General features: G+C 33.3%; 17 protein-coding genes and 1 tRNA gene. 5 read left to right on the forward strand and 13 right to left on the reverse strand.

Annotated elements, in window-relative coordinates; all coding sequences use genetic code 11:
• Window positions 1–21 precede the first annotated feature (21 nt).
• Both DFQ09_RS01485 and DFQ09_RS01490 read left to right on the forward strand, forming a co-directional pair.
• Window positions 22–1,074 (forward strand): nucleotidyltransferase family protein, encoded by a 1,053-nt coding sequence (locus tag DFQ09_RS01485; protein ID WP_115807818.1) that lies wholly within the window; start codon window positions 22–24, stop codon window positions 1,072–1,074.
• A 255-nt stretch (window positions 1,075–1,329) separates the two neighbouring features.
• Window positions 1,330–1,902, forward strand: coding sequence for an outer membrane beta-barrel protein (locus tag DFQ09_RS01490; RefSeq protein WP_115807819.1), 573 nt, complete (start codon window positions 1,330–1,332; stop codon window positions 1,900–1,902).
• 71 nt (window positions 1,903–1,973) lie between these two features.
• On the opposite strand, the gene DFQ09_RS01495 is transcribed toward DFQ09_RS01490, so the two are convergent.
• On the reverse strand, window positions 1,974–2,831 hold the full coding sequence (locus tag DFQ09_RS01495) for a zinc-dependent peptidase (RefSeq protein ID WP_115807820.1): 858 nt from the start codon (window positions 2,829–2,831) through the stop codon (window positions 1,974–1,976).
• Between the two features lie 236 nt (window positions 2,832–3,067).
• Here DFQ09_RS01495 and DFQ09_RS01500 point away from each other — a divergent pair, with 236 nt between their 5' ends.
• Window positions 3,068–4,387 (forward strand): sugar MFS transporter, encoded by a 1,320-nt coding sequence (locus DFQ09_RS01500; RefSeq protein WP_115807821.1) that lies wholly within the window; start codon window positions 3,068–3,070, stop codon window positions 4,385–4,387.
• Between the two features lie 160 nt (window positions 4,388–4,547).
• Here DFQ09_RS01500 and DFQ09_RS01505 read toward each other — a convergent pair whose 3' ends face one another.
• Window positions 4,548–5,852 carry a Glu/Leu/Phe/Val family dehydrogenase gene (locus tag DFQ09_RS01505; protein ID WP_115807822.1) on the reverse strand — a complete coding sequence of 435 codons (1,305 nt, stop codon included), beginning with the start codon at window positions 5,850–5,852 and terminating at the stop codon, window positions 4,548–4,550.
• A gap of 385 nt (window positions 5,853–6,237) precedes the next feature.
• Window positions 6,238–7,548: a Na+/H+ antiporter NhaA gene (gene nhaA, locus DFQ09_RS01510; RefSeq protein WP_115807823.1), complete on the reverse strand. Its 1,311-nt coding sequence runs from the start codon at window positions 7,546–7,548 to the stop codon at window positions 6,238–6,240.
• A gap of 298 nt (window positions 7,549–7,846) precedes the next feature.
• Between nhaA and DFQ09_RS01515 the strand changes: the two genes are divergently transcribed.
• Entirely contained in the window at window positions 7,847–9,436 is a 1,590-nt protein-coding gene (locus DFQ09_RS01515) for an FMN-binding glutamate synthase family protein (RefSeq protein WP_115807824.1), read from the forward strand.
• A 297-nt stretch (window positions 9,437–9,733) separates the two neighbouring features.
• On the forward strand, window positions 9,734–11,815 hold the full coding sequence (locus tag DFQ09_RS01520) for an FUSC family protein (protein ID WP_245940303.1): 2,082 nt from the start codon (window positions 9,734–9,736) through the stop codon (window positions 11,813–11,815).
• Window positions 11,816–11,922: 107 nt separating this feature from the next.
• Here DFQ09_RS01520 and DFQ09_RS01525 read toward each other — a convergent pair whose 3' ends face one another.
• The 10 genes from DFQ09_RS01525 to DFQ09_RS01570 all read right to left on the reverse strand — a co-directional run bounded on the left by DFQ09_RS01525 (window position 11,923) and on the right by DFQ09_RS01570 (window position 22,099).
• Complete coding sequence (locus DFQ09_RS01525; protein WP_115807826.1) at window positions 11,923–12,447, reverse strand: hypothetical protein; 525 nt, start codon at window positions 12,445–12,447, stop codon at window positions 11,923–11,925.
• A gap of 101 nt (window positions 12,448–12,548) precedes the next feature.
• Entirely contained in the window at window positions 12,549–12,920 is a 372-nt protein-coding gene (locus DFQ09_RS01530; RefSeq protein ID WP_115807827.1) for a hypothetical protein, read from the reverse strand.
• Between the two features lie 715 nt (window positions 12,921–13,635).
• A tRNA-Arg gene (locus DFQ09_RS01535) sits at window positions 13,636–13,709 on the reverse strand.
• Between the two features lie 39 nt (window positions 13,710–13,748).
• On the reverse strand, window positions 13,749–14,198 hold the full coding sequence (locus tag DFQ09_RS01540) for a GatB/YqeY domain-containing protein (RefSeq protein ID WP_115807828.1): 450 nt from the start codon (window positions 14,196–14,198) through the stop codon (window positions 13,749–13,751).
• Between the two features lie 165 nt (window positions 14,199–14,363).
• Window positions 14,364–16,295, reverse strand: coding sequence for a cell division protein FtsZ (ftsZ, locus tag DFQ09_RS01545; RefSeq protein ID WP_115807829.1), 1,932 nt, complete (start codon window positions 16,293–16,295; stop codon window positions 14,364–14,366).
• A 123-nt stretch (window positions 16,296–16,418) separates the two neighbouring features.
• Entirely contained in the window at window positions 16,419–17,750 is a 1,332-nt protein-coding gene (gene ftsA / locus DFQ09_RS01550) for a cell division protein FtsA (RefSeq protein ID WP_115807830.1), read from the reverse strand.
• Window positions 17,751–17,753: 3 nt separating this feature from the next.
• Entirely contained in the window at window positions 17,754–18,476 is a 723-nt protein-coding gene (locus DFQ09_RS01555; protein ID WP_115807831.1) for a cell division protein FtsQ/DivIB, read from the reverse strand.
• Window positions 18,463–19,815, reverse strand: a complete 1,353-nt coding sequence (gene murC / locus DFQ09_RS01560) for a UDP-N-acetylmuramate--L-alanine ligase (RefSeq protein WP_115807832.1) — start codon at window positions 19,813–19,815, stop codon at window positions 18,463–18,465. The genes DFQ09_RS01555 and murC overlap by 14 nt, the downstream gene beginning before the upstream one ends.
• Window positions 19,812–20,909: an undecaprenyldiphospho-muramoylpentapeptide beta-N-acetylglucosaminyltransferase gene (gene murG, locus DFQ09_RS01565; RefSeq protein ID WP_115807833.1), complete on the reverse strand. Its 1,098-nt coding sequence runs from the start codon at window positions 20,907–20,909 to the stop codon at window positions 19,812–19,814. The genes murC and murG overlap by 4 nt, the downstream gene beginning before the upstream one ends.
• Window positions 20,909–22,099 carry an FtsW/RodA/SpoVE family cell cycle protein gene (locus DFQ09_RS01570; protein ID WP_115807834.1) on the reverse strand — a complete coding sequence of 397 codons (1,191 nt, stop codon included), beginning with the start codon at window positions 22,097–22,099 and terminating at the stop codon, window positions 20,909–20,911. The genes murG and DFQ09_RS01570 overlap by 1 nt, the downstream gene beginning before the upstream one ends.
• Window positions 22,100–22,148 lie beyond the last annotated feature (49 nt).

The following is a 22,148-nucleotide window of genomic DNA, read 5'->3' on the forward strand; positions in this document are numbered from 1 at the left end:
TAGTAGTTTGTATTGAAATCTATGGATAATTTAGCTACTACATATCAATATATTGCAGATATCTTAAGTTTTGAAACCCCAAATTCTAAACTAGAGAAATCGATTAGTGACCCCACATTTAATTGGGATACTATAGTGATAGAAGGTAGCAAGCAATTAGTATTACCCGCCATATATTGTAGATTAAAGGCAAAACAGCTTCTTCATTTATTACCTGAAGAGTTGATTAATTACCTAGAAGAAATCACTAATATAAATAGGTCTAGAAATCTAAGAATACTCAATCAAGTACATAGCATATCACAAATTTTAAACCAACACAATATTGACCATGTGTTTTTAAAAGGTACTGCCCTACTGGCTTCAGGTTACTATAACGACGAAGGAGAACGTATGATTGGTGATATTGATATTTTAGTTGAAAAATCGGAGGTATATAATGCGTTTGATATTTTAAAAAACTCAGGCTATAATAAAACATTTGGTTTTGCGTATAACAAGAAAGATTTTAGACATCTTGATCGCTTAATTTCAGAGAACGAATTGGCTGCAATAGAACTTCACACCGAACTTTTGAATAAAAGACATTGGCCGCTAATGAATATGCCATCTATTCTTAAATCTAAAATAATAAAGAACAATATTCCTATTCCGAACACACGCCACTTAAGCCAACACCTCATATTAAGCTGGCAGCTTAACGATAAGGGACATTATTATAATATCATAAGTTTAAAATCAATTTATGACCTTATTTCTATAGAAACCTTCAAGGACAAAAATCACATAGATACTTTATTAAATTCCAAATATGGCCAATCTTATTTAGTATTGGCAAAATACTATTTTACTGAATTCTCTGATATAACTTCTAATAATTATATGACATACAGAGGTTTTTTTCATAAAATGAAAATGTCCTTTAAACCTCTACGCGTTGTTATTAATTATATCAAACTAATCACAATTTTTATAACGAGTCGCTTACACTTAATTTACACCAATAAAAGTTACACAAAACATATAATAAAAGAGAAATTTTTGAAGAAAATAAATCTTTTTAAGAGCTTTTAACCTTCGGCCTTTAAAAATATCGAAGTTTATTTTTTTCTATAATAGATTTTTTAGCTTACATTAATCCATTGCTTTTCAGTTTTATAAAAAAAACAGAATCATTTAAACGCAAAAAATGACACAAAAACATTCGATAAATTAATTTTAAGTCGAATTAAAATCACTTTTAATTTTTTTTGCTTATTATTATAAGAACTTTACCTCTATATTTGTTTTATAATCTATAAAGTTTACCTTTGACAAAATTATTTTAGTATGAAAAAAATACTTTTACTAGCATTTATATTAATATTTAGTCTATCCTCTTTTGCACAAAGACGCAATAGCGATTGGTCTATGAGTATTGGTGTTAATGCTATAAACAGCTTGGGAACTCAATCACCATTTGATCGTCCAGGAGACTGGAGCTTTCAAACCCCAATCTCTGCTGGAGTTGAATTTAATTGGACAGACAAATTTGCAATAGAACAATCTATTACTTTCAACGGTTTTAGTGATGATGAGAGTATTGATTTCGATTCTACAGATGAAGACTATAATTATATATCTTTAGATACGCATGTTAAATATTATTTTGGCGAACTTATTTTTGGTCGTGGTAGAAATGATTGGTTTGACATATACGCTAATGTTGGTGTCGGTTTCTTTCATATAGACGAAAGTAATATATCTGCAAATTTAGGTGGTGGTGTATTATTTTGGTTAAACGAGGATAGAACTTTTGGTCTAAGAGCTCAAACTATTGCAAAATTTGCTTTTGATCATGCTAACAGTGGTTACGATAATAACCATTACCAATATCATCTACAAGCTGTATTTAAGCTATAACATTTAGTGTTATATATAAAGACTCACAACAGTGAGTCTTTTTTTTTGCACATAATTTCAGAGAATAGCAGCTAATACCCCGAGAACTTAAAATTAAGCATTTGCTTCATACATTTATATAATTCAGGAAATTGAGATTTAAATTCAGAAGGAGTTTCAATAAAATTCTCTAATAAGACAGCAAAAAACTCATATTGATTGGTGTAAGCATATGCTCTAAAATATTTAGAAGCAATTAAATCCTGCCTAACAGCTTCGTGATTTTGCAAATACGTAGTTAATCTATTAAAGCCTTGGTTAAAAATCAAGCTACTTATATCATTATTTTTAGAAGCATTTAAATGTATGGCATGTCCAAATTCATGGATACCAAGATTAAGATTATCATCTTCAATGTTATGCCCATGTTTAAAATCTTCCCAAGAAAACACAATAGCCTTTAACCGAGGATTCACCTCACCTTTATGAAACTTTTTATTGATTTGAGAGTAATAGGCATTGGGATATATCATAACAGTTTCAACAATGTCTAATTGATATTTTTTAAACCCAAAGCTTAACATGGTTGCAGTAGCCGCTATCGTAACTTTCATTTCATCGGTAACTACAAGATCTTGCTTACCAACAAATGTATTCGTTTGAATAAATTTAGAAACCCTGTGTTCAAATTGAAGTTGATCTTTCCTTGATAAATTTCGAAAGAAAGAATGCTCGTTTTTTAAAATCTCATATTGCGCTCGTGATAAATTATTCAGCATAAAATAACGCTGTGCAAATAATGGCTTTTTATATATTGAGGCGTAAGAATACTGAAAAATCTTTATCAGTCTATACAGTATAAAAACACCTATTAAAACAATACCAATTGGTACTATATAATTAGAAATTAACTCCATTTCAAAAATTTCTTGTTCAGTCTTAGATACCATTAATAAACTAATTTAATAATTATGTACTCTAAATTTTGCTTAAAAATGTGAGTCTGTATTTTTAAAATTTTAATCATGCTTAAATATAAAAATATAATGAAACATAACCATTTTAAATAGGAATGTCCATATGGTATAAGTACAATTTAATAAGCAAGCATAACTAAATTATAAACAAAACTATTATCTTAACACCTAATTTCATTTCGCAAAAACTAAATACAACATTAGATCTGATGAGTACAAACGTAAAATCACAAAACAACCTAGTTCCAATTTTAATTATTGCCGGACTCTTCTTTATTTTTGGTTTTGTAACCTGGATTAATGGTGCCCTCATACCTTTTATGAAAACCATTAACGAACTTACGGATGCTCAATCTTATTTAGTAGCTTCAGCGTCCTATATTTCGTTTGTAGTGATGGCGCTTCCTGCATCGTATATTCTAAATAAAATAGGCTATCGCAAAGGCATGTCACTCGGTTTATTTATTATGGCCATTGGTGCTTTGATATTTATTCCAGCAGCGGAAGCCAGAACCTATTGGGTATTTCTAACCGGGATTTTCATTCAAGGTATCGGTATGACTATTTTACAAACAGCTTCTAATCCATATATCACCATTTTGGGCCCTATTGAAAGTGGAGCCAAACGTATTGCCATTATGGGTATAGCAAACAAAGTCGCAGGTGCTTTAGGATCTATAATTTTTGGCGCCATCCTTCTTTCCGGAATTGATGTCGTAAAGGAACAATTAGCTACGGCCTCTGATTCTGAAAAAGCCGTACTTCTAGACACTATGGCGGATAGTGTTTTTGTACCCTATGTAATTATGGCCATCGTTTTAATTATTTTAGGTGTGTTGATAAGAAAAGCTCCGTTACCTCATGTTGAGGCCATAGAAGATGAAGCAATAACTAAGGAAGGATCTTCTAACAAGACGATTTTCCAATTCCCACATTTATGGTTGGGAGTTTTAGCATTGTTTGTATACGTAGGTGCAGAAGTTATTGCAGGCGACACCATAATCGCTTATGGTATTTCCTTAGGTTTTACAGGCGAAGAAGCTAAATACTTTACAACTTACACCTTAATGGCTATGGTTGCTACGTACGCTTTAGGCGTCTTTTTAATTCCGAAATATATTAAACAAAAAACGGCATTAATTATTAGTGCTATTTTAGGAATTATATTTAGTCTTATAATTTTATCAACTACAGGATTAACATCTGTTTTATTTGTTGCTGCTCTAGGAATCGCAAATGCATTAGTATGGCCAGCTATTTGGCCACTAACTCTAGACGGTTTAGGTAAACACACTAAAACAGCCTCTGCTTTATTGATTATGGCAATTTCTGGTGGTGCAATAATTCCACCGTTATATGGAAAAATAGTTGATAGCAAAAAATTAGAACTCATCAGTTCAGGAATCAACGAATCAGAAGCTTTAGCAAATGCTTCAACAAGTAGTTATTGGATTCTTATTCCTTGTTATGCTCTCATTTTATTCTTTGCAATTTGGGGACATAAAATAAGAGGCGGCTCTAAAAAATAACATGTGCTCTATGACTAGAAGTAACAACAATCATTATTGATTCATTTTAACATTAGTATCTATTCTAGTTAAAGCTAGCAACCATCACGTAAAACTAAAAAGCAAGTACCCTTAGAAAAGGATACTTGCTTTTTTATATTAGACTTAAAAAATCTAAAGTCTATGGAAAAATACCGCGTTGTACATAGGCTTTTTCTATACGCTCAATAGCGATACAAAACGCTGCCGTCCTCATGTCTATACCTTCTCTTTCTGAATAATCGTAGACTTTATTAAACGAACCATTTAGCTTCTTAGTTAACTTCTCCATAACTTCTTCTAGATGCCAAATCTCACCACTTCTATTCTGTAACCATTCAAAGTAACTACCAATAACTCCTCCTGAATTACATAAAATATCTGGTATTATAAAAATACCTCTATCTTTTAATATCTTCTCCCCTTCAACATTTGTTGGACCGTTAGCTCCTTCAGCAATTAATTTTGCTTTTATATTGGGTGCATTCTTTTTTGTAATTTGATTTCCTAATGCAGCAGGAATACAGATATCACAATCTATTGAGAAGAATTCACCTTTTTCCACTGGTTTAGAGTCAGAATAGTTTACAATAGTTCCCTTATTTGATTCATTATATTTAAAAAGGTCTTCAACATTTAAACCGTCTTGATTTTCAATACTACCTTGAGCATCTTGAACACCAACTAATTTAGCACCATCTTTTTCTAAAAAATGCGAAGCCCAGTACCCTACATTACCAAAACCTTGAACAATAAACTTTTTACCGTTTAGATCCATATTGTTTTTCTCAGCCCAAAACTTAATAGTTAAATACACACCAAATCCTGTTGCTCTATCTCTACCTTCTAATCCTCCACTCCCATCTGGCTTACCTGTAACAACATGCTGATTCGCGGTACGCTGCGCTGGAGGTCTCGTACTCATATAAGTGTCTGCAATCCATGCCATTGTTTGGCTGTTGGTATTAACATCTGGAGCAGGTATGTCGTGCTCTGGACCAATATTATCAGCTAAAGCAAATGTAAAACGTCTAGTTATACGCTCTAATTCGTTTTCTGAATATAATGCAGGGTCAATTTTTATACCTCCTTTAGCTCCACCATATGGTAATCCGGCTAAAGACGTTTTCCATGTCATCCACATTGCTAATGCTCTTGCCGCATCTAAGTCTACCGTAGCGTGGTAACGTAAACCACCTTTATAAGGACCTAAAGCTCCATTATGCTGAACGCGATAACCCGTAAAAACCTCAACTTCACCGCTATCCATTTTTACCGGAAAATTCACTAAAATTTCATTATTAGTGATACTTAATATTTTCCTAATATTAGGGTGTAGATTAATGTGATCTGCAGCACTATTAAATTGCTCCATTACATTATCCATCATTCCTTTTAAAGGTACCTTTTTTACTTTTGGTTTGGTATTACTTTTTGAATTTCCCATTTATGTGGTCTTATTTTTGGAATTATATATTTTTATAACGCAAAAATAACACTTTCCATAATATAAAGGGGTTATATTATTAAATAACTAAATTAGATTTTACTAAAAAATTACTATTGTTTCGCAATGCCATTATGATCTACTAAATAAATGGTTTATAGGAACTCCTAATGGAATATTTCATTTTTTAAACCACGTAATTAGTTCTTAAAAAAGATAGGTTTAATGGCGTATAAACAGATCTAATTTAAACGATAACTTCTGATAAGCACTGAAGAATAATTATATTAATGTCTTTATAATAAGATAGAGTCATTTTATTATAAAGACATGAACCAAAAGCTAGTTTCGTTTTAGCACGTTTGCAATAAGCAAATCATCAACATTAATCCTTAGTTTGAATTTTAGATGATGTAGAACTCAGAATCACATAACCTATTATGGCAGAGATTAGCGACCCTATTAAAATACCAATTTTAGCTGAATCAATATATTCTGGAGTGGTTGCAAATGCTAAACTCGCTATAAATATAGCCATAGTAAATCCAATACCTGCAATAAATGAAACACCTAAAATATGCTTAAAGCTAATTTCACTTGGCACTTCTATCAATCTAATTTTTTTCGCTAAAAGCACAATTAAACTAATACCGATACCTTTACCTAAAACTAAACAAATAATAATATTAGTTACTAAAGCTATCTCAAGATTCTCGGTGCCACTAATTAATACTCCAGCATTTGCCAGCGCAAAAATTGGAATGATAAAATAAGCCACCCAACCATGTAAATTATGTTCTAAATGTTGCAGCGGTGATTGAAACTTAGAAGACCAATCTTCTAAATCATCTATATGCAAAATTTGTTCCGTAGAAAGAATTGGTTTTTTTAATACGCTTGCCGTCTTAATATCATTATAAACGTTTTCTAATTGCTCTAAAAATGTTGATGTATCTATCTTCTGTCTAATAGGAACAGAAAATGCTAATAAAATACCTGCTACTGTTGGATGAATTCCTGCTTTTAAAAATAAGAACCATATAATTACACCTAAGAAAAACACTAGAAATTTAGAGTAAAATCCTTTAAAGGATAAAAAATATAGGAAAGCAAGCATCACTAAAGCTATTAATAATAGGGTAATATTTATACTTCCGCTATAAAATAAAGCAATAACTAATACTGCACCGATATCATCTACAATGGCGAAAGCAGTTAAAAACACTTTAAGACTTAAAGGCACTCGTTTTCCTAAAACATTTAAAATAGCTAATGAAAAAGCAATATCAGTTGCCATTGGTATTCCCCAACCTTTGGTGGTGTCTGGATTTTGATTAAGCACTAAGAAGAAGATTACAGGAACCAACATACCTCCGATAGCACCAACTAATGGAAATGCAATTTTTTTAGGAGAATTCAATTCGCCTATTGAGAGTTCGCGCTTTATTTCTAATCCAATCAGAAAGAAGAAAATCGCCATTAACCCATCATTAATCCAAAGAATTAACGGTTTTTTAAACTCAAAAGTTTCAGTTACAATTCCTATATCATATTGCCATATTTCTCTATAAACATCACCATAAGGCGAATTTGCCCAAACTAGTGCTAATATTGTAGCAAACAACAGTAAAATACCACTAAAGCTTTCAATTTTTACGAATTTTTGAAATGGTGTGAGAAATACTTTTTTAATCATATAATTGGTTTTGTTACAAAAAGGTTTAACTTCAAATATAAGATTTACAGATGAAACACGTTAAAAATAAATGTTACATTTTTGTGAAAACTCATCATAAATTCTAAAAAGCAAACTTTATCATAAAAACAAAAGTCTTTTCAATTTACTCGAGTGCTCGTTTTACGAGATTTTTAAAAAATCTTAAGATAATTATCGATTCGTGAAAATAATTCGTGAAAAAAGACAAAGCACGCAATTTTAATTTATTATTTGATTGGGTAATCCTATCTTTGCCAATTAATTTAAAATTATCACCATGAAAGTCCGTGAATATTTTATTCTAGTTTCTATAATTCTTGTTTTGGCTATTATCGGAATAGCTTTTGTTTGGCAGCCTATTTTATGGGTGTTCCTGTTAATAGTTCCACTCATTATCATGGGTGTTTTTGATATTTTACAAACGTCTCATACTATACGACGTAACTTTCCATTGCTAGGACGATTTAGATACATGTTAGAATCTATACGCCCAGAAATTATGCAGTATTTTGTTGAAACTGATACTGAAGGAAGACCGCTTAATCGTATTTTACGATCTTTAATTTATCGAAGAGCAAAAGGAGAAAATGACACGGAGCCTTTTGGTACACAGATGGACATTTATCATTCTGGATACGAATGGCTAGAACATTCTATGTATGCCAAAACAAATCCTAAAAATATAGGTGAATTTCCACGTTTATTAATTGGAGGTAAAGATTGTAAGCAACCTTATTCTTCAAGTTTATTAAATATCTCAGCGATGAGTTTTGGGTCGTTAAGTAAAAATGCTGTAATGGCATTAAACAAAGGTGCCAAAATGGGGAATTTTGCTCATAATACAGGTGAAGGTGCTATTAGTGATTACCATTTAAAACATGGCGGAGATTTAATTTGGCAAATTGGTACAGGATATTTTGGTTGCCGACATGATGACGGTACATTTAACGAAGTCACCTTTAGAGAAAATGCATTGCGAACAGAAGTTAAGATGATTGAGATTAAATTGTCTCAAGGTGCTAAACCTGGTCATGGTGGAATTTTACCGGCTTCAAAAAACACCGAAGAAATCGCAAAAATCAGACACGTAAAACCTGGGATTGCGGTACACTCCCCTCCATCGCACTCAGCATTTTCGGATCCTATTCAATTTATGTATTTCATAAAAAAACTTAGAGATCTTTCTGATGGAAAACCTGTTGGTTTTAAATTATGCTTAGGTAGAAAGCAAGAATTTATGGATTTTTGTGAGGCTATGATTTTCACAGGAATTCTTCCAGATTTTATTACTGTAGATGGTGGTGAAGGTGGCACTGGTGCTGCTCCTGTTGAATTTTCTAATTCTATGGGTATGCCTTTGCGTGAAGGCTTAATTTTTGTGCATGATACCTTAGTTGGTTTCAACTTAAGAAAAGATATTAAAGTTATTGTTGCCGGAAAGATAATTACTGGTTTCCACATGGCAAGAGCCTTAGCATTAGGTGCTGACGGCTGCAATAGCGCACGTGCTATGATGCTTTCTATAGGATGTATACAAGCATTACAATGTAATACAAATACTTGTCCAGTTGGCGTAGCAACACAAAACCCTTCTTTAGTAAAAGGGTTAGTTGTTGAAGATAAGGCACCAAGAGCAAAACGCTATCACGAAGCTACAATTCACAGTTTCTTAGAACTTGTAGCTGCTGCTGGACTTAATAGTCCTGCGGAATTAACACGAGATCATATTAGCAAAAGGGTTGGTCTATACATTGTAAAAACATACCATGACATTTACCCTCCTATTGAAGAAGGGTCTTTATTAAATATTGATACGATACCTAAGGAATACGAAAAGTTTTTCCAGTTGACACGTATCATGAAATAATACGGATACGCATTATATATTTTTAGCTGTTAACTTTAGTAAAAACATAAGTTAACAGCTTTTATTTTTTCTAACCTATATTTCTTTTTGCTACAGAGAAATAAAAATTCGCTTCTCTATTCAAATCGTATCTTTGTGCGAAACCACTAAATCATTAATCCAATTTTAACTTTCATCTCAAAACCAGCAAAAGAGTTACTAGAATTCTTTAAGAGCACTAGCTTTTCAAAAGCCGTTTTAATTGGCATTGCTGTTACAATTCCTATTGTTTTAGGAATTATAGCTAATCATTTTGAAATTGGTCTTGCCCTTTGCTTTGGTGCATTTTGGTGTTCACCAAGTGATGTTAGCGGACGTTTAAAACACAAACAAGTTGGGATTCTTTTTTCTGCAATTTTAGTCGTCCTAATTAGTTTTATTGGTGGTTATCTCAATATTTCAAATTTTCTACTCTTCCCTATTTTAGGTGTATTAACGTTTAGTATTGCCTTTCTATCTATATATGGTTTTAGAGCTTCGTTAATCAGCTTTTCGGGATTATTAGCATTGATTCTAAGTTTTGCACATACCTCTGAAAACTTAGAGGTTTATGAATATGCTTTATTCATTGGACTTGGTGGCTTGTGGTATTTATTACTTTCTACATTATGGTATCAACTCAATCCAAAAGCTCAAACCGAACAAACTTTAAATGAAACATTTTTACTCACTGCTGATTTTCTAGATATAAGACGACAACTTATTGGCGACCAACCAGACCGAGAGAGCTTACAAACACAATTGATGACCTTACAGAGTGCGCTGACAGAACATCATGAAACCTTACGGGAAATATTAATCTTATCTCGAAAAAGCTCAGGGAAATCAAACTACCAAAGTAGACGCCTATTAGTTTTTGTTCAACTTGTAGATATATTAGAAACCGCGATTGCAAATCCTGTAAATTATGATAAAATGGATGTGCTTTTCGGAAAATATCCAGAGTTAAAAACTGATTTTCAAAAATTGATTTTAGAATTATCTTATCAACTTCGATCTATTGCTAAAAACATCAATAAGTCAAAATTATTTCCGTCAAACAAAGTGCTTTCTGATGCTTTGCAAACCCTTGAAAATGATATTTTAAAGTTTAAAAATGAAAACCACATAGAAGATTATGAACGCTATCTAATGCTTCAAAATTTATTAGACTATCAGAAAAAACAGTTTGAAAAATTAAAGAAGATTAAGTGGTTATTAGGGAATCCGGAATTATCATCAGACGATTTCATTAAAAATGATAAACTAAAGCGCTTTATAGGTTCACAAGATTACGACCCAAAATTAATTCTTACAAATCTGAGTTTTAGATCAACCATCTTTAGGCATTCGTTACGATTAGCCGTTGCGGTAATGTTGGGTTACGGTATTGGTTTATTCTTTGATTTTCAGAATCCTTATTGGATAATACTCACCGTAATTGTGATAATGCGACCAAGTTACGGACTTACAAAAACACGCTCTAAAGACCGAATGATTGGCACACTCATTGGTGCAGCTCTAGCAAGTGGACTCGTGTTTTTAATTTTCGACCCTTATGTTTATGGGGCATTGGGTGTATTATCTTTAGTCATTGCATTTTCTATGGTACAGAAAAATTACAAAGCCTCTGCTACCTTTATTACATTGAGTGTTATATTCATCTATGCGATATTACAACCCGATATTTTAAAAGTTATCCAATTTAGAGTTATTGATACTTTGATTGGAGCAACTCTCTCTTACATGGCCATGAGATGGCTTTGGCCTGCTTGGTCGTTTATGGAAATTGGAGATGCCATTAAGGACAGTTTAAAAGGCAATACCGCCTTTTTTAAATCTATTAATACCTTTTATCAGAAAAAGGGAGCTGTGCCAACAAGTTTAAAAGTAAATCGTAAAGAAGCTTTTTTACAAATGTCTAATTTAAGTTCTGCATTTCAGCGGATGGCTCAAGAACCAGAGTCCAAGCAAAACCATATTGATGATATTTATGAATTAGTGGTCATTAATCATAGCTTTTTATCGTCTTTAGCCTCTTTGAGTTCATACATACAAAATCATAGTACAACTGAAGCTTCAGACGATTTCATACTAATTTCGGACAAGATTAATAACAATCTCGATAAGGTATGTACACAATTGAATGCTATAAATTTCGAAGATCCTAGAACCAATAGTTCTGTCTATAAACCAGAACCTTTTGATTTCCCTTTTAATCGTATTGCAAATGATACAATTTCGCAAACAGATAGCGAACGTACCCACAGAGAAGCACATTTAGTTTGGGAACAGTTGTATTGGTTATTTTCATTAAGTGAAAAAATGCTAAAGCTAACGTCTAAGTTTAAAATCAATTAATGCTTTATTAAACCACATTAAGCTTTTAAAATATTGACAAAAAAAAAAAAAAAACGTCTTTCAAAATGATTTTGAAAGACGTTTTTTTGAAATATAATAGATTGCATTTAGGCCATAACCATTGTATTATCGCTTTCTACAGTCGAGATCTTAGTTGCTATAAGGTTATTGACATAGTCTTCCCATTTTTGCGCTATAGCAATTTCATTATTTAAAACCATTTCATCGTCGTTATTGTATAGCATTAATTCTGTAGGCTCTTTTAGATTATGATGTGTAAATGATAGTTGGAGTTTATCAATAACATCGTAATGCTTCGTTTTGTCCTTAACACGTTTGTTTTCTCTTATTGTTTTGCAAGACACTAGCGATTTTAAGTCTACAACTTGCGCAAACGCTAGTTCACTTGTTTCTTTGTAGAAAAACAACTTTTCTTCCGCTTCATCAACTCCTATAGCAAAGTTACTATCAACTTCAATTTTAGATAATTTACAATTGTTTTGCGTTGCTTCAGACTGCAATGCCTTTCTTAATTTTCGTTTTCTTTTTTTACTTCCGTTTATAAATAGTGCAAATGGTAAAATAACGATAGCGATTATAATCGCATCGATAATAAATAATCCTGTTCCCATGATTTTAATTTTTTTTGATATTAATTTAAGTGTATAAAAAATGATATGACGGTTTTACGTCATAGACAGACATCATATTACATGATGTTAGTACACTTATTTTACCAAAAGGAATGAAATGGAAAAAGAATCTCCCGTAAGTAAAGCGTATTAAAACTATGAGGCTCTGCAATACTAAACTGAGAGCGTAGGACAGCAGAAAGATGCTTACTGCGATTAGTAATTCCATTAGAATTCTCTAAAACCCTATCTACGCGAGACGGCTCAGTATCATTGAAGAAAACAACACTATAGTTCTCTGTTTGAATATCAAAAAACGAATGATGCGTTGTAGAATACGCAGCAATTTCATTAGAGCTATCAATACTTAATGACGATTCTAAATCACTATTTAGCAATTGTGTATCACAAGCATGGGCAGAAGTACCCAAACTAGCAAGAAACAATAGTATACTAAAAAGTGTTTTAATCATTTTTAAATTCAAATTATAATACAAAGTAAATCTATAATTCAATATTCCTATGCAAAATGACTGTTAAATTATTGTCTTTTTTTAACATTTTGAATTGTATTAACAGAGCTCAATATAAAATTAGAATTACTAGACATATTAAAATACATTGATAATCTCATAGTATTCTTCAAATCAAAACGGAGCCTAAAAGGATTGCTGAGCATCCCTTATGCTCCATTCTGAAAAATAGTTTCAACAAAAAAACGCTCAAGCTAGCTTATAATATTAATTCCTTTTAAAACAGAACGGAGCATAAGGGATTGCTGCGTATCCCTTATGCTCCATTCTGAAAATAGTTTCAACAAAAAAACGCTCAAGCTAGCTTATAATATTAATTCCTTTTAAAACAGAACGGTGCTCAAGGGATTGCTGCGCATCCCTTATGCTCCATTCTGAAAATAGTTTCAACAAAAAAACGCTCAAGCTAGCTTATAATATTAATTCCTTTTAAAACAGAACGGAGCATAAGGGATTGCTGCGCATCCCTTATGCTCCATTCTGAAAATAGTTTCAACAAAAAAACGCTCAAGCTAGCTTATAATATTAATTCCTTTTAAAACAGAACGGAGCATAAGGGATTGCTGCGCATCCCTTATGCTCCATTCTGAAAATAGTTTCAACAAAAAAACGCTCAAGCTAGCTTGGCGTTTTTTCTTTTGAAACTATTTATTTGTGACCGCGAAGGGATTCGAACCCCCAACCCTCAGAGCCGAAATCTGATATTCTATCCAATTGAACTACGCAGCCTTAAATTCTTGCCAAAGCAAGAATCTCATTTATATGTATTTAAGATAATTTTGCTTTTACAATACTCGATATTGTTTTCCCATCAGCTTTGCCAGCTAATTCTTGACTCACCATTCCCATAACCTTACCCATATCCTTCATGCCTTCAGCTCCTGTTGCCGCAATAGTTTTCATCACTACATCGGTAATCTCTTCGTCAGAGAGTTGTGCAGGAAGAAACTTACTAATTACTTCAGCTTGTGCTATCTCTGGCTCAGCTAAATCATTACGATTTTGTTCCAAAAAAATAGCAGCACTATCCTTTCGTTGTTTTACCATTTTAGATAAAATCTTTATTTCTTCATCCTCAGAAATCTCTTCTTTAGATCCTGTTGCTGTTTGTGCTAATAATATTTCTGATTTTACAGCTCTCAATGCAGCCAAAGCTGTTTGGTCTTTGTCTTTCATTGCTACTTTCATAGCTGTCATTATATCTACTTGTAAACTCATAATCGTGTTCCTTTAAATAAGACTGCGAAGATACTAAAAAGTTCTTCTTAGCTTACAGAAGAATAACAGATACTGTTTAAATTTTATCTAAAAAAAAGTCCAAAAAGCTAAAGGCGCTTTTTGGACTAGATTTTAGTGATTTAGCACTCTAACTTAAACGTGCTATTAATCTACATTATCGTGTAAAAATGAATTATTACTTCTTAACTGAATGTCGTCATTCTCATCGGTTCCAACAGACATTCTTGAAGCTTTTGTTTCTGATGAATGCTGAGCATCTTCTAAATTAACACCTTGCCTTTTGTAAGCAGGTACTTTTTCGATTTCGTTTATTTTAGCATCATTAAACTTATAATTGAAATCCTTCATTTTTCTTCTGCGCTCATCAGCACGCGCAATAAGCATTTCAGAAATTGGACTGTTCATTGGGTCTATTTCATCTTCAGACACCTGCTCAGTTTTTTCCATAGGAATTGTTTTCTTTTCAAAAACAATCTCTTCTTTTACTTCTGTTTTTTCTTTTTTAGTATTTATAGACGATTGAAACGTTTCAAAATCATCTAAAGCATATCGTTTTTCTCCTTGCTCATTAACTTCAGTTACTGCGATAATTTCAACAGGTTCATTAACATCAATAGATTTAACGTCCTCATCTAAACTAAAGAACATCTTTTCTTGTTCAACCTTTGGCTCTTCTACCTTTTCAGGTTCTTTATTTGCTATTGGTAAATCGAATGAAAATGTTATTTGCTCTTCTTTTACTTCTTCAATTGGTTCTGCTTTATTTACTATTGGTGTAATAACAAATTCTTCAGGTTCTATTGTAGCTTGTGGTTTTGTGTCTAAAACTTCATCATAAACTACATTCATATTTTTTAAGAAATCTGTAGTTGCGATTAAGTTTGTACCATTATTATCTTCTGCTTTAGGCACATCTTTAACCTCCTCTTCTTCAATTAATGTATGACGAACAATTGGAGCTTCTTTTTCTTTTTCTAAAACAATATCTGGAGTGATAATCGCAGGCTCTTTTTCTTGAGTACTAGTTTCAGTAGTTTCTCCTAAAGCATGAATCACTTTTTTAGTTTCCGTATTAGAAATTTCATTTTGTTGATCTAAATCAAATCCTGTAGCAATAATAGTTACTGAAATAGATTCTTGTAACTCTGCATCTTCACCAACACCCATAATAATATTGGCTCCATGACCAGCTTCATTTTGGATGTGATCATTGATTTCACCAATTTCGTCAATAGTAATTTCTTGAGATCCAGAAACGATTAGCAACAATACGTTTTTAGCTCCTGTAATTTTATTATCGTTAAGTAATGGCGAATCTAAAGCACTCATAATCGCTTCTTGTGCTCTTGTTTGACCAGAAGCTGTAGCAGATCCCATTATTGCTGTACCACTATTACTTAATACGGTTTTAGCATCACGTAAATCAATATTCTGAGTGTAGTGATGTGTTATAACTTCCGCAATACCACGAGAGGCTGTAGATAACACTTCATCTGCTTTAGAGAAACCTGCTTTAAACCCGAGGTTTCCATAAACTTCTCGAAGTTTGTTATTGTTAATCACAACTAACGAATCAACATGAGAGCGTAATTTTTCAATACCGCGTTGGGCTTGTGCATTACGCATTTTACCTTCAAATTGAAATGGCATCGTTACAATTCCAACCGTTAGAATATCGAGTTCTTTAGCCATTTTAGCAATGACTGGCGCAGCACCTGTACCAGTACCACCACCCATTCCTGCAGTTATAAATACCATTTTTGTATTGGTATCTAACATTCTGCGAATGTCTTCTAAACTTTCTATTGCCGCTTCTTCTCCAACATCTGGATTTGCTCCTGCTCCTAAACCTTCTGTTAAGGCAACACCCAATTGTATTTTGTTTGGAACACCACTATTATGAAGCGCTTGCGAATCTGTATTACAGATTACAAAATCGACTCCTTTAATACCTTGTTGAAACATGTGATTGATGGCATTACTTCCACCTCCACCGACACCAATTACTTTGATGACGTTTGATTGATGCTTTGGCAAATCAAATGAAATATTTCCAAATTCGTTGCTACTACTCATTTTATTATGGATTTACTATTATTCTATTCTTTGTAAGTAAAAACAACTTGTGAGCTGCTCTTACAGTTTTATTTATTCTATTCTATCTAATTTGAATTCTCGCGAAATAAAAATGCCTTGCACTTATTCCGCATTATCCAAAAAATCCTTTACACGTTCTGTTAACTTATCTAAAAACGAACGACGTTCCTTTATTGGTGCTTCTTCTCGAACTTCCATTTCTGGCTCTGGGGTTTGATCTTCCTCAACAGCTTCAATCACCTCTTCTTCGATGGCTTCAACTTTTTTACGTTCTTGACGTTTTAAGCCATCCATAACTAAACCAACAGCTGTGGCAAATAATGGACTCGCTATATCTTCGTCGCTATCACCAGCTAAATGCTCGTTTGGATATCCTATTCTGGTATCCATCCCTGTGATATATTCAACCAATTGTTTTAAGTGTTTTAATTGGGCTCCACCTCCTGTTAAAACAATACCGCCAATCAGTTTTTTCTTCTGCTCTTCGTGACCGTAATTTTTTATTTCAACATAAACTTGCTCTACAATTTCCACAACTCTAGCATGAATAATTTTAGACAAGTTTTTTAAGGTAATTTCTTTTGGCTCTCTTCCTCTTAATCCTGGAATAGACACAATTTCATTATCCTTATTTTCTCCTGGCCATGCAGAACCAAACTTCACTTTTAACAGCTCCGCTTGTTTTTCTATAATTGAACAGCCTTCTTTTATATCTTCAGTAATTACATTTCCACCGAAAGGAATTACAGCGGTATGACGAATGATGCCATCTTTAAAAACAGCTAAATCCGTTGTTCCACCTCCTATATCAATCAACGCAACACCAGCTTCTTTCTCTTCTCTACTCAATACTGCATTTGCAGAAGCTAAGGGCTCTAAAGTGATCCCTTCAAGATTTAAACCTGCACTTTTAATACAACGACCAACATTTCTAATTGAGGATACCTGCCCCACTACAACATGAAAATTAGCTTCTAGTCGTCCTCCATACATACCGATTGGTTCTGTAATTTCAGCCTGACCATCAATCTTAAATTCTTGTGGTAATACATGAATTATTTCTTCACCAGGAAGCATTACTAATTTATGCACTTGGTTAATTAAACGATCTATATCGTCTTCATCTATTACTAAATCAGAATTTGGACGCGTGATATAGTCACTGTGTTGCAAACTGCGAATATGCTGCCCCGCAATACCTACGGTTACATCTACAATTTTTTCGCCAGCCGCAGCTTCAGCTTCTTGCACAGCTTGCTGAATAGATTGAATCGTTTGCGTGATATTATTAACCACACCACGATGCACACCCATACTTTTAGCTTTGCCTAAACCTAAAATCTCAACTTTATCGTATTCATTTTTGCGACCAATCATGGCCACAATTTTTGTGGTTCCTATATCAAGACCAACTGAAATATTTTGTTTGTCCATAGCTTACTTTTTGGTGCAAATAACTTGTTTATCAAATTTTAGATTCACCACACTGTAGCTATCTAAAATTTGGTCCTTTATGGCCTTTTGGTAAAACGCCTTAAAGTTGTTTATCTTTTTTTCGAGTTGTTTTAAAGTTCCTAAATGAACTATAAAATCACTTTTTCTAATTTTAAAATCAATGGTATTATCATCGTTTTGACGAATCTCAATGACATGCTTCTTCAAAAAATCATCCTCGTCTGCAAATTTCGCAAATTCAAAGACAGTTTCAAGCTTATTTTTCTTAATATTTCCGGTGACGAGTGGCACTCTTGCTGCATAATTATGTGACAAAGGCATAAAACCGCCTTCATCATCTATATAATATGATGCATTTGTGTTAACTCTTGCTATAGGTCTCTTTTGTTCGATTTCAGCTGAAAGCCTACCGTTTACTGACATAAACACCTCGGCTTGCTTAATCATTGGATTAGAATTCAGGGCAATTTCTAATTCGTTCAAATCTATAATATCTTTGGGTTGCTCCGAAACAGGTTCTTGATTTAGTATTAACAATTTACTAACATTCGCTTCGGTAATAAATAATTTATTCTCCCCTAAAAATTTTATCTCAGGCTCACTCACTTTTCTAACCTTATTTCTTTGATTTGAAAACGCAAACAGAAAGCCGACCAAAACAACCAACCCTATGACTTTAATATAGTTAAAATTAATTTTCGACATAAAACGCTTCTTTTATATGTTTTACCTCTTCTCCGATATCTCCTGCCCCAATAGTCAATACAATTTGAGCATCAGATTTTTTTATTTCATTAATTAAATTCGATTTTTGAACTAATTTTTTATTTGAATTTTCAATCTTATTTAAAAGCCACTCCGAAGTCACTCCTTCGATAGGAACCTCTCTTGCCGGGTAGATATCTAACAGCAATAATTCATCAAATTTTGAAAGGCTTTCCGCAAAACCATCTATAAAATCTCTTGTTCTACTAAATAGATGTGGTTGAAATATGGCCAATACTTTTTTATCGGGATACATTTCTCTAACGGCCTGATGTACCGCGTTAATTTCTTCAGGATGATGTGCGTAATCATCAATAAACACAAAATTATCCGTTTTAATTTGATATGTAAATCGTCGTTTCACGCCTTTATAAGTCTCCAAAGCTTGAGATAGATCTTTATAAGAGCAGCCATACTCAGCAGCCATTGCTATTGCAATAATAGCATTAGAAAGATTATGCCTACCTGGTAAACTAAATTTGAAATCCTTATGCGTTCCGGTTGGTGTTTTTACATCGAACACGTAACAACCATTTTCTATAGAAATATTTTGTGCACTATAGTCCGAATCATCCTCTATACCATAAGTGATACCTTTTAGCGGCAAACCATTTTTTACAAATAACTTTCCGTTAGGCTTAATACACTCTGAAAAATCCTTAAAGGTTTTTACTAACTCTTCTGCGTTGCCGTAAATATCTAAATGATCAGCATCCATGGACGTAATGCAAGCTAAATCTGGTGATAAGGTTAAAAACGACCGATCAAACTCATCAGCTTCTACAACGGTAACTTCAGTTCCGTTAATAATTAAATTGGAATTATAATTCTCGCTAATACCTCCTAAAAATGCCGTAACAGGTGCATTACACGCATTTAACAAATGACCTAAAATACTTGTCGTTGTTGTTTTTCCGTGCGTACCAGCAACTGCAAGACACATAGTTTGCCGTGTTATTTCACCTAAAACCGCTGAGCGCTTTAAAAGATAAAAACCATTATCTTTAAAATAGTTAAATTCAGAATGCCCCTTTGGAATTGCAGGCGTATAAACCACCAAGGTTGATTTTGAATCCAAATACGGCGCATCAATTTCAGAAACACTATCATTAAAATGAATCGTAACACCCAAATCTTGAAGCGATCTTGTAATATCTGTTGCTGTTTTATCGTAACCAGCAACTTGCTTACCATTGGCTACAAAATAACGCGCAAGAGCACTCATACCGATTCCTCCGATACCAATAAAATAGACGTTATTTACAGTTTCTAAATTCATTTATTTCTCAATAGTTTTTCAACTTCATCAACAATAGCATTCGTAGCATTCACTAAAGCTAAGGCTTCTATATTTTTACTTAATTCTTTTTGTTTTTCCTCATTAGACATTAATTCTGAAAATTCGGTTTGAAAATCAGTATCTAAGTCATTTTCTCTTATCAAAATAGCTGCCTTTTTATCTGCAACCGATTTCGCATTTTTAGTTTGATGATCTTCAGCCACGTTTGGTGACGGGATAAAAACCACAGGTTTACCGACGATACATAACTCTGAAACCGAAATGGCTCCCGCTCTAGATATGATGACATTTGCTGCAGCATATGCTAAATCCATTTGGTTTAAAAACGCATGAACTTGCACATTCTTCAAGTCATTATATTGCTTGTATTGATCGTAATACAACTTTCCGCATTGCCAAATCACTTGTATGTCCTGCGCTTCAAAAAACGAAATATTCGCTTCTATGAGTTGATTAATTCGCCTCGCTCCTAAACTCCCACCTAAAACTAAAAGTGTTTGTTTATTATGTATTAAACCAAAGGCAGCTTTACCTTCACTATGTTTATGTTTTACTTGCAGCAAATCCTTTCGAATTGGATTTCCTGTTAATCTAATTTTAGCTTTAGGAAAGAATTTATCTAAACCCTCATAAGCCACACAAATTGTATTGACTTTTTTCGCTAATAACTTATTCGTAATTCCAGGGAATGAATTCTGTTCTTGTATTAAACTTGGAATTCCTTTTGAAGACGCTACTTGCAATAATGGTCCACTTGCAAAACCACCAGTACCAATAACAGCATCGGGTTTAAATGTGTTTACAATTTTCCTTGAACGCCACAAACTACTGATCAACTTAAAAGGGAATGCCAAATTCTTTAAAGTTAATTGCCGTTGAATCCCAGAAATCCACAAACCTTCAATTTTATAACCTGCTTGCGGCACTTTATCCATTTCCATTCGATCTGAAGCCCCTACAAACAAGAATTCTGCATCAGGATAGCGCGACTTTAATTCGTCTGCAATCGCAACCGCAGGATATATATGTCCTCCCGTTCCTCCTCCTGATAGGATAAATTTATAATTACTCATTAAATAGCTTCACTTAAAACCGACAATGGATTATCCTCCAAATCTTCTTGTTCTTTTAACTCTTCTCGTTTTGCACTTACACTTAATATGATTCCTATTGATAAACACGTCATCCAAATAGAGGTTCCACCACTACTAATTAATGGTAGTGTTTGACCTGTTACGGGAAATAACTCTACAGCAACCGCCATATTAATCAAAGCCTGAAACACAATTGGCAAGCCCACTCCTAGAACCAATAATTTACCAAAAATGGTATCTGATTTATGACTCACAATTACAATTCTAAATAACAACCACATATATAAAACCAACAAAAATATACCTCCATACAAACCGTATTCTTCAATAATGATGGCAAAAATAAAATCTGATGATGATTGTGGCAAAAAGTTCTTTTGAATACTTTTCCCAGGTCCCAATGGCGTAATTCCTGTAGCAATTGCAATCTTAGCTTTCTCTATTTGATAATCGGCCTCCGTATCCTCTCCATTCGAGAAGTTTTCAATTCTACTCATCCAAGTATCAACTCGGTTTGGCATGGCATCCGGAAATGCTTTAGCCACCAGAATAAAAATCGTTAAACCAACAAACCCAGACAATATCATTAGCGCCAAATACTTTAAAGGATAACCCCCTATAAAAGCCAACATCATAATCATGGTAAAAACAATAGCTGTCGTAGAAAAATTAGCTGGCAGTATTAAGATTAAAATCAAGAATACTGGTGACCACAAAGGCAGAATCGTTTCTTTAAATTGAACCTCTTTATCTTTAATTTTTGACAAGTAGCGAGCCACATAAACCATTAATACTACCGCTGCCAGCGTTGATGTCTGAAAAGACATCCCCACTATAGGAATTTGTATCCAACGACTTGCATTTGCTCCATCTATAGTAGTACCTTGTAACATGGTAACCACCAACAGCACAAGTACAATTGGAATCATAACCATAGACAAACCGCGGAAATATTTATAAGGCACTTTATGTATACCAAACATAATAGCAAAGCCTAAAAACAAATGCATAAAGTGCTTTATAAAGAAAGAAAATGTACTGCTATTCCCTCCATGATATGCCAAGTTACTTGCGGCGCTATACACAGGTAAAAACGAAAATATAGCCAACAGCGTGACTATAGCCCAAATGGCTCTATCCCCTTTTATCTGTTTGAATAAATTTTGCATTTCCCGTTTTCTTATTTCTGCATATGCAGAAATCTAATTATGTATTCTT

It is taken from the genome of Winogradskyella pacifica (assembly GCF_003386275.1).
Lineage (GTDB): Bacteria > Bacteroidota > Bacteroidia > Flavobacteriales > Flavobacteriaceae > Winogradskyella > Winogradskyella pacifica.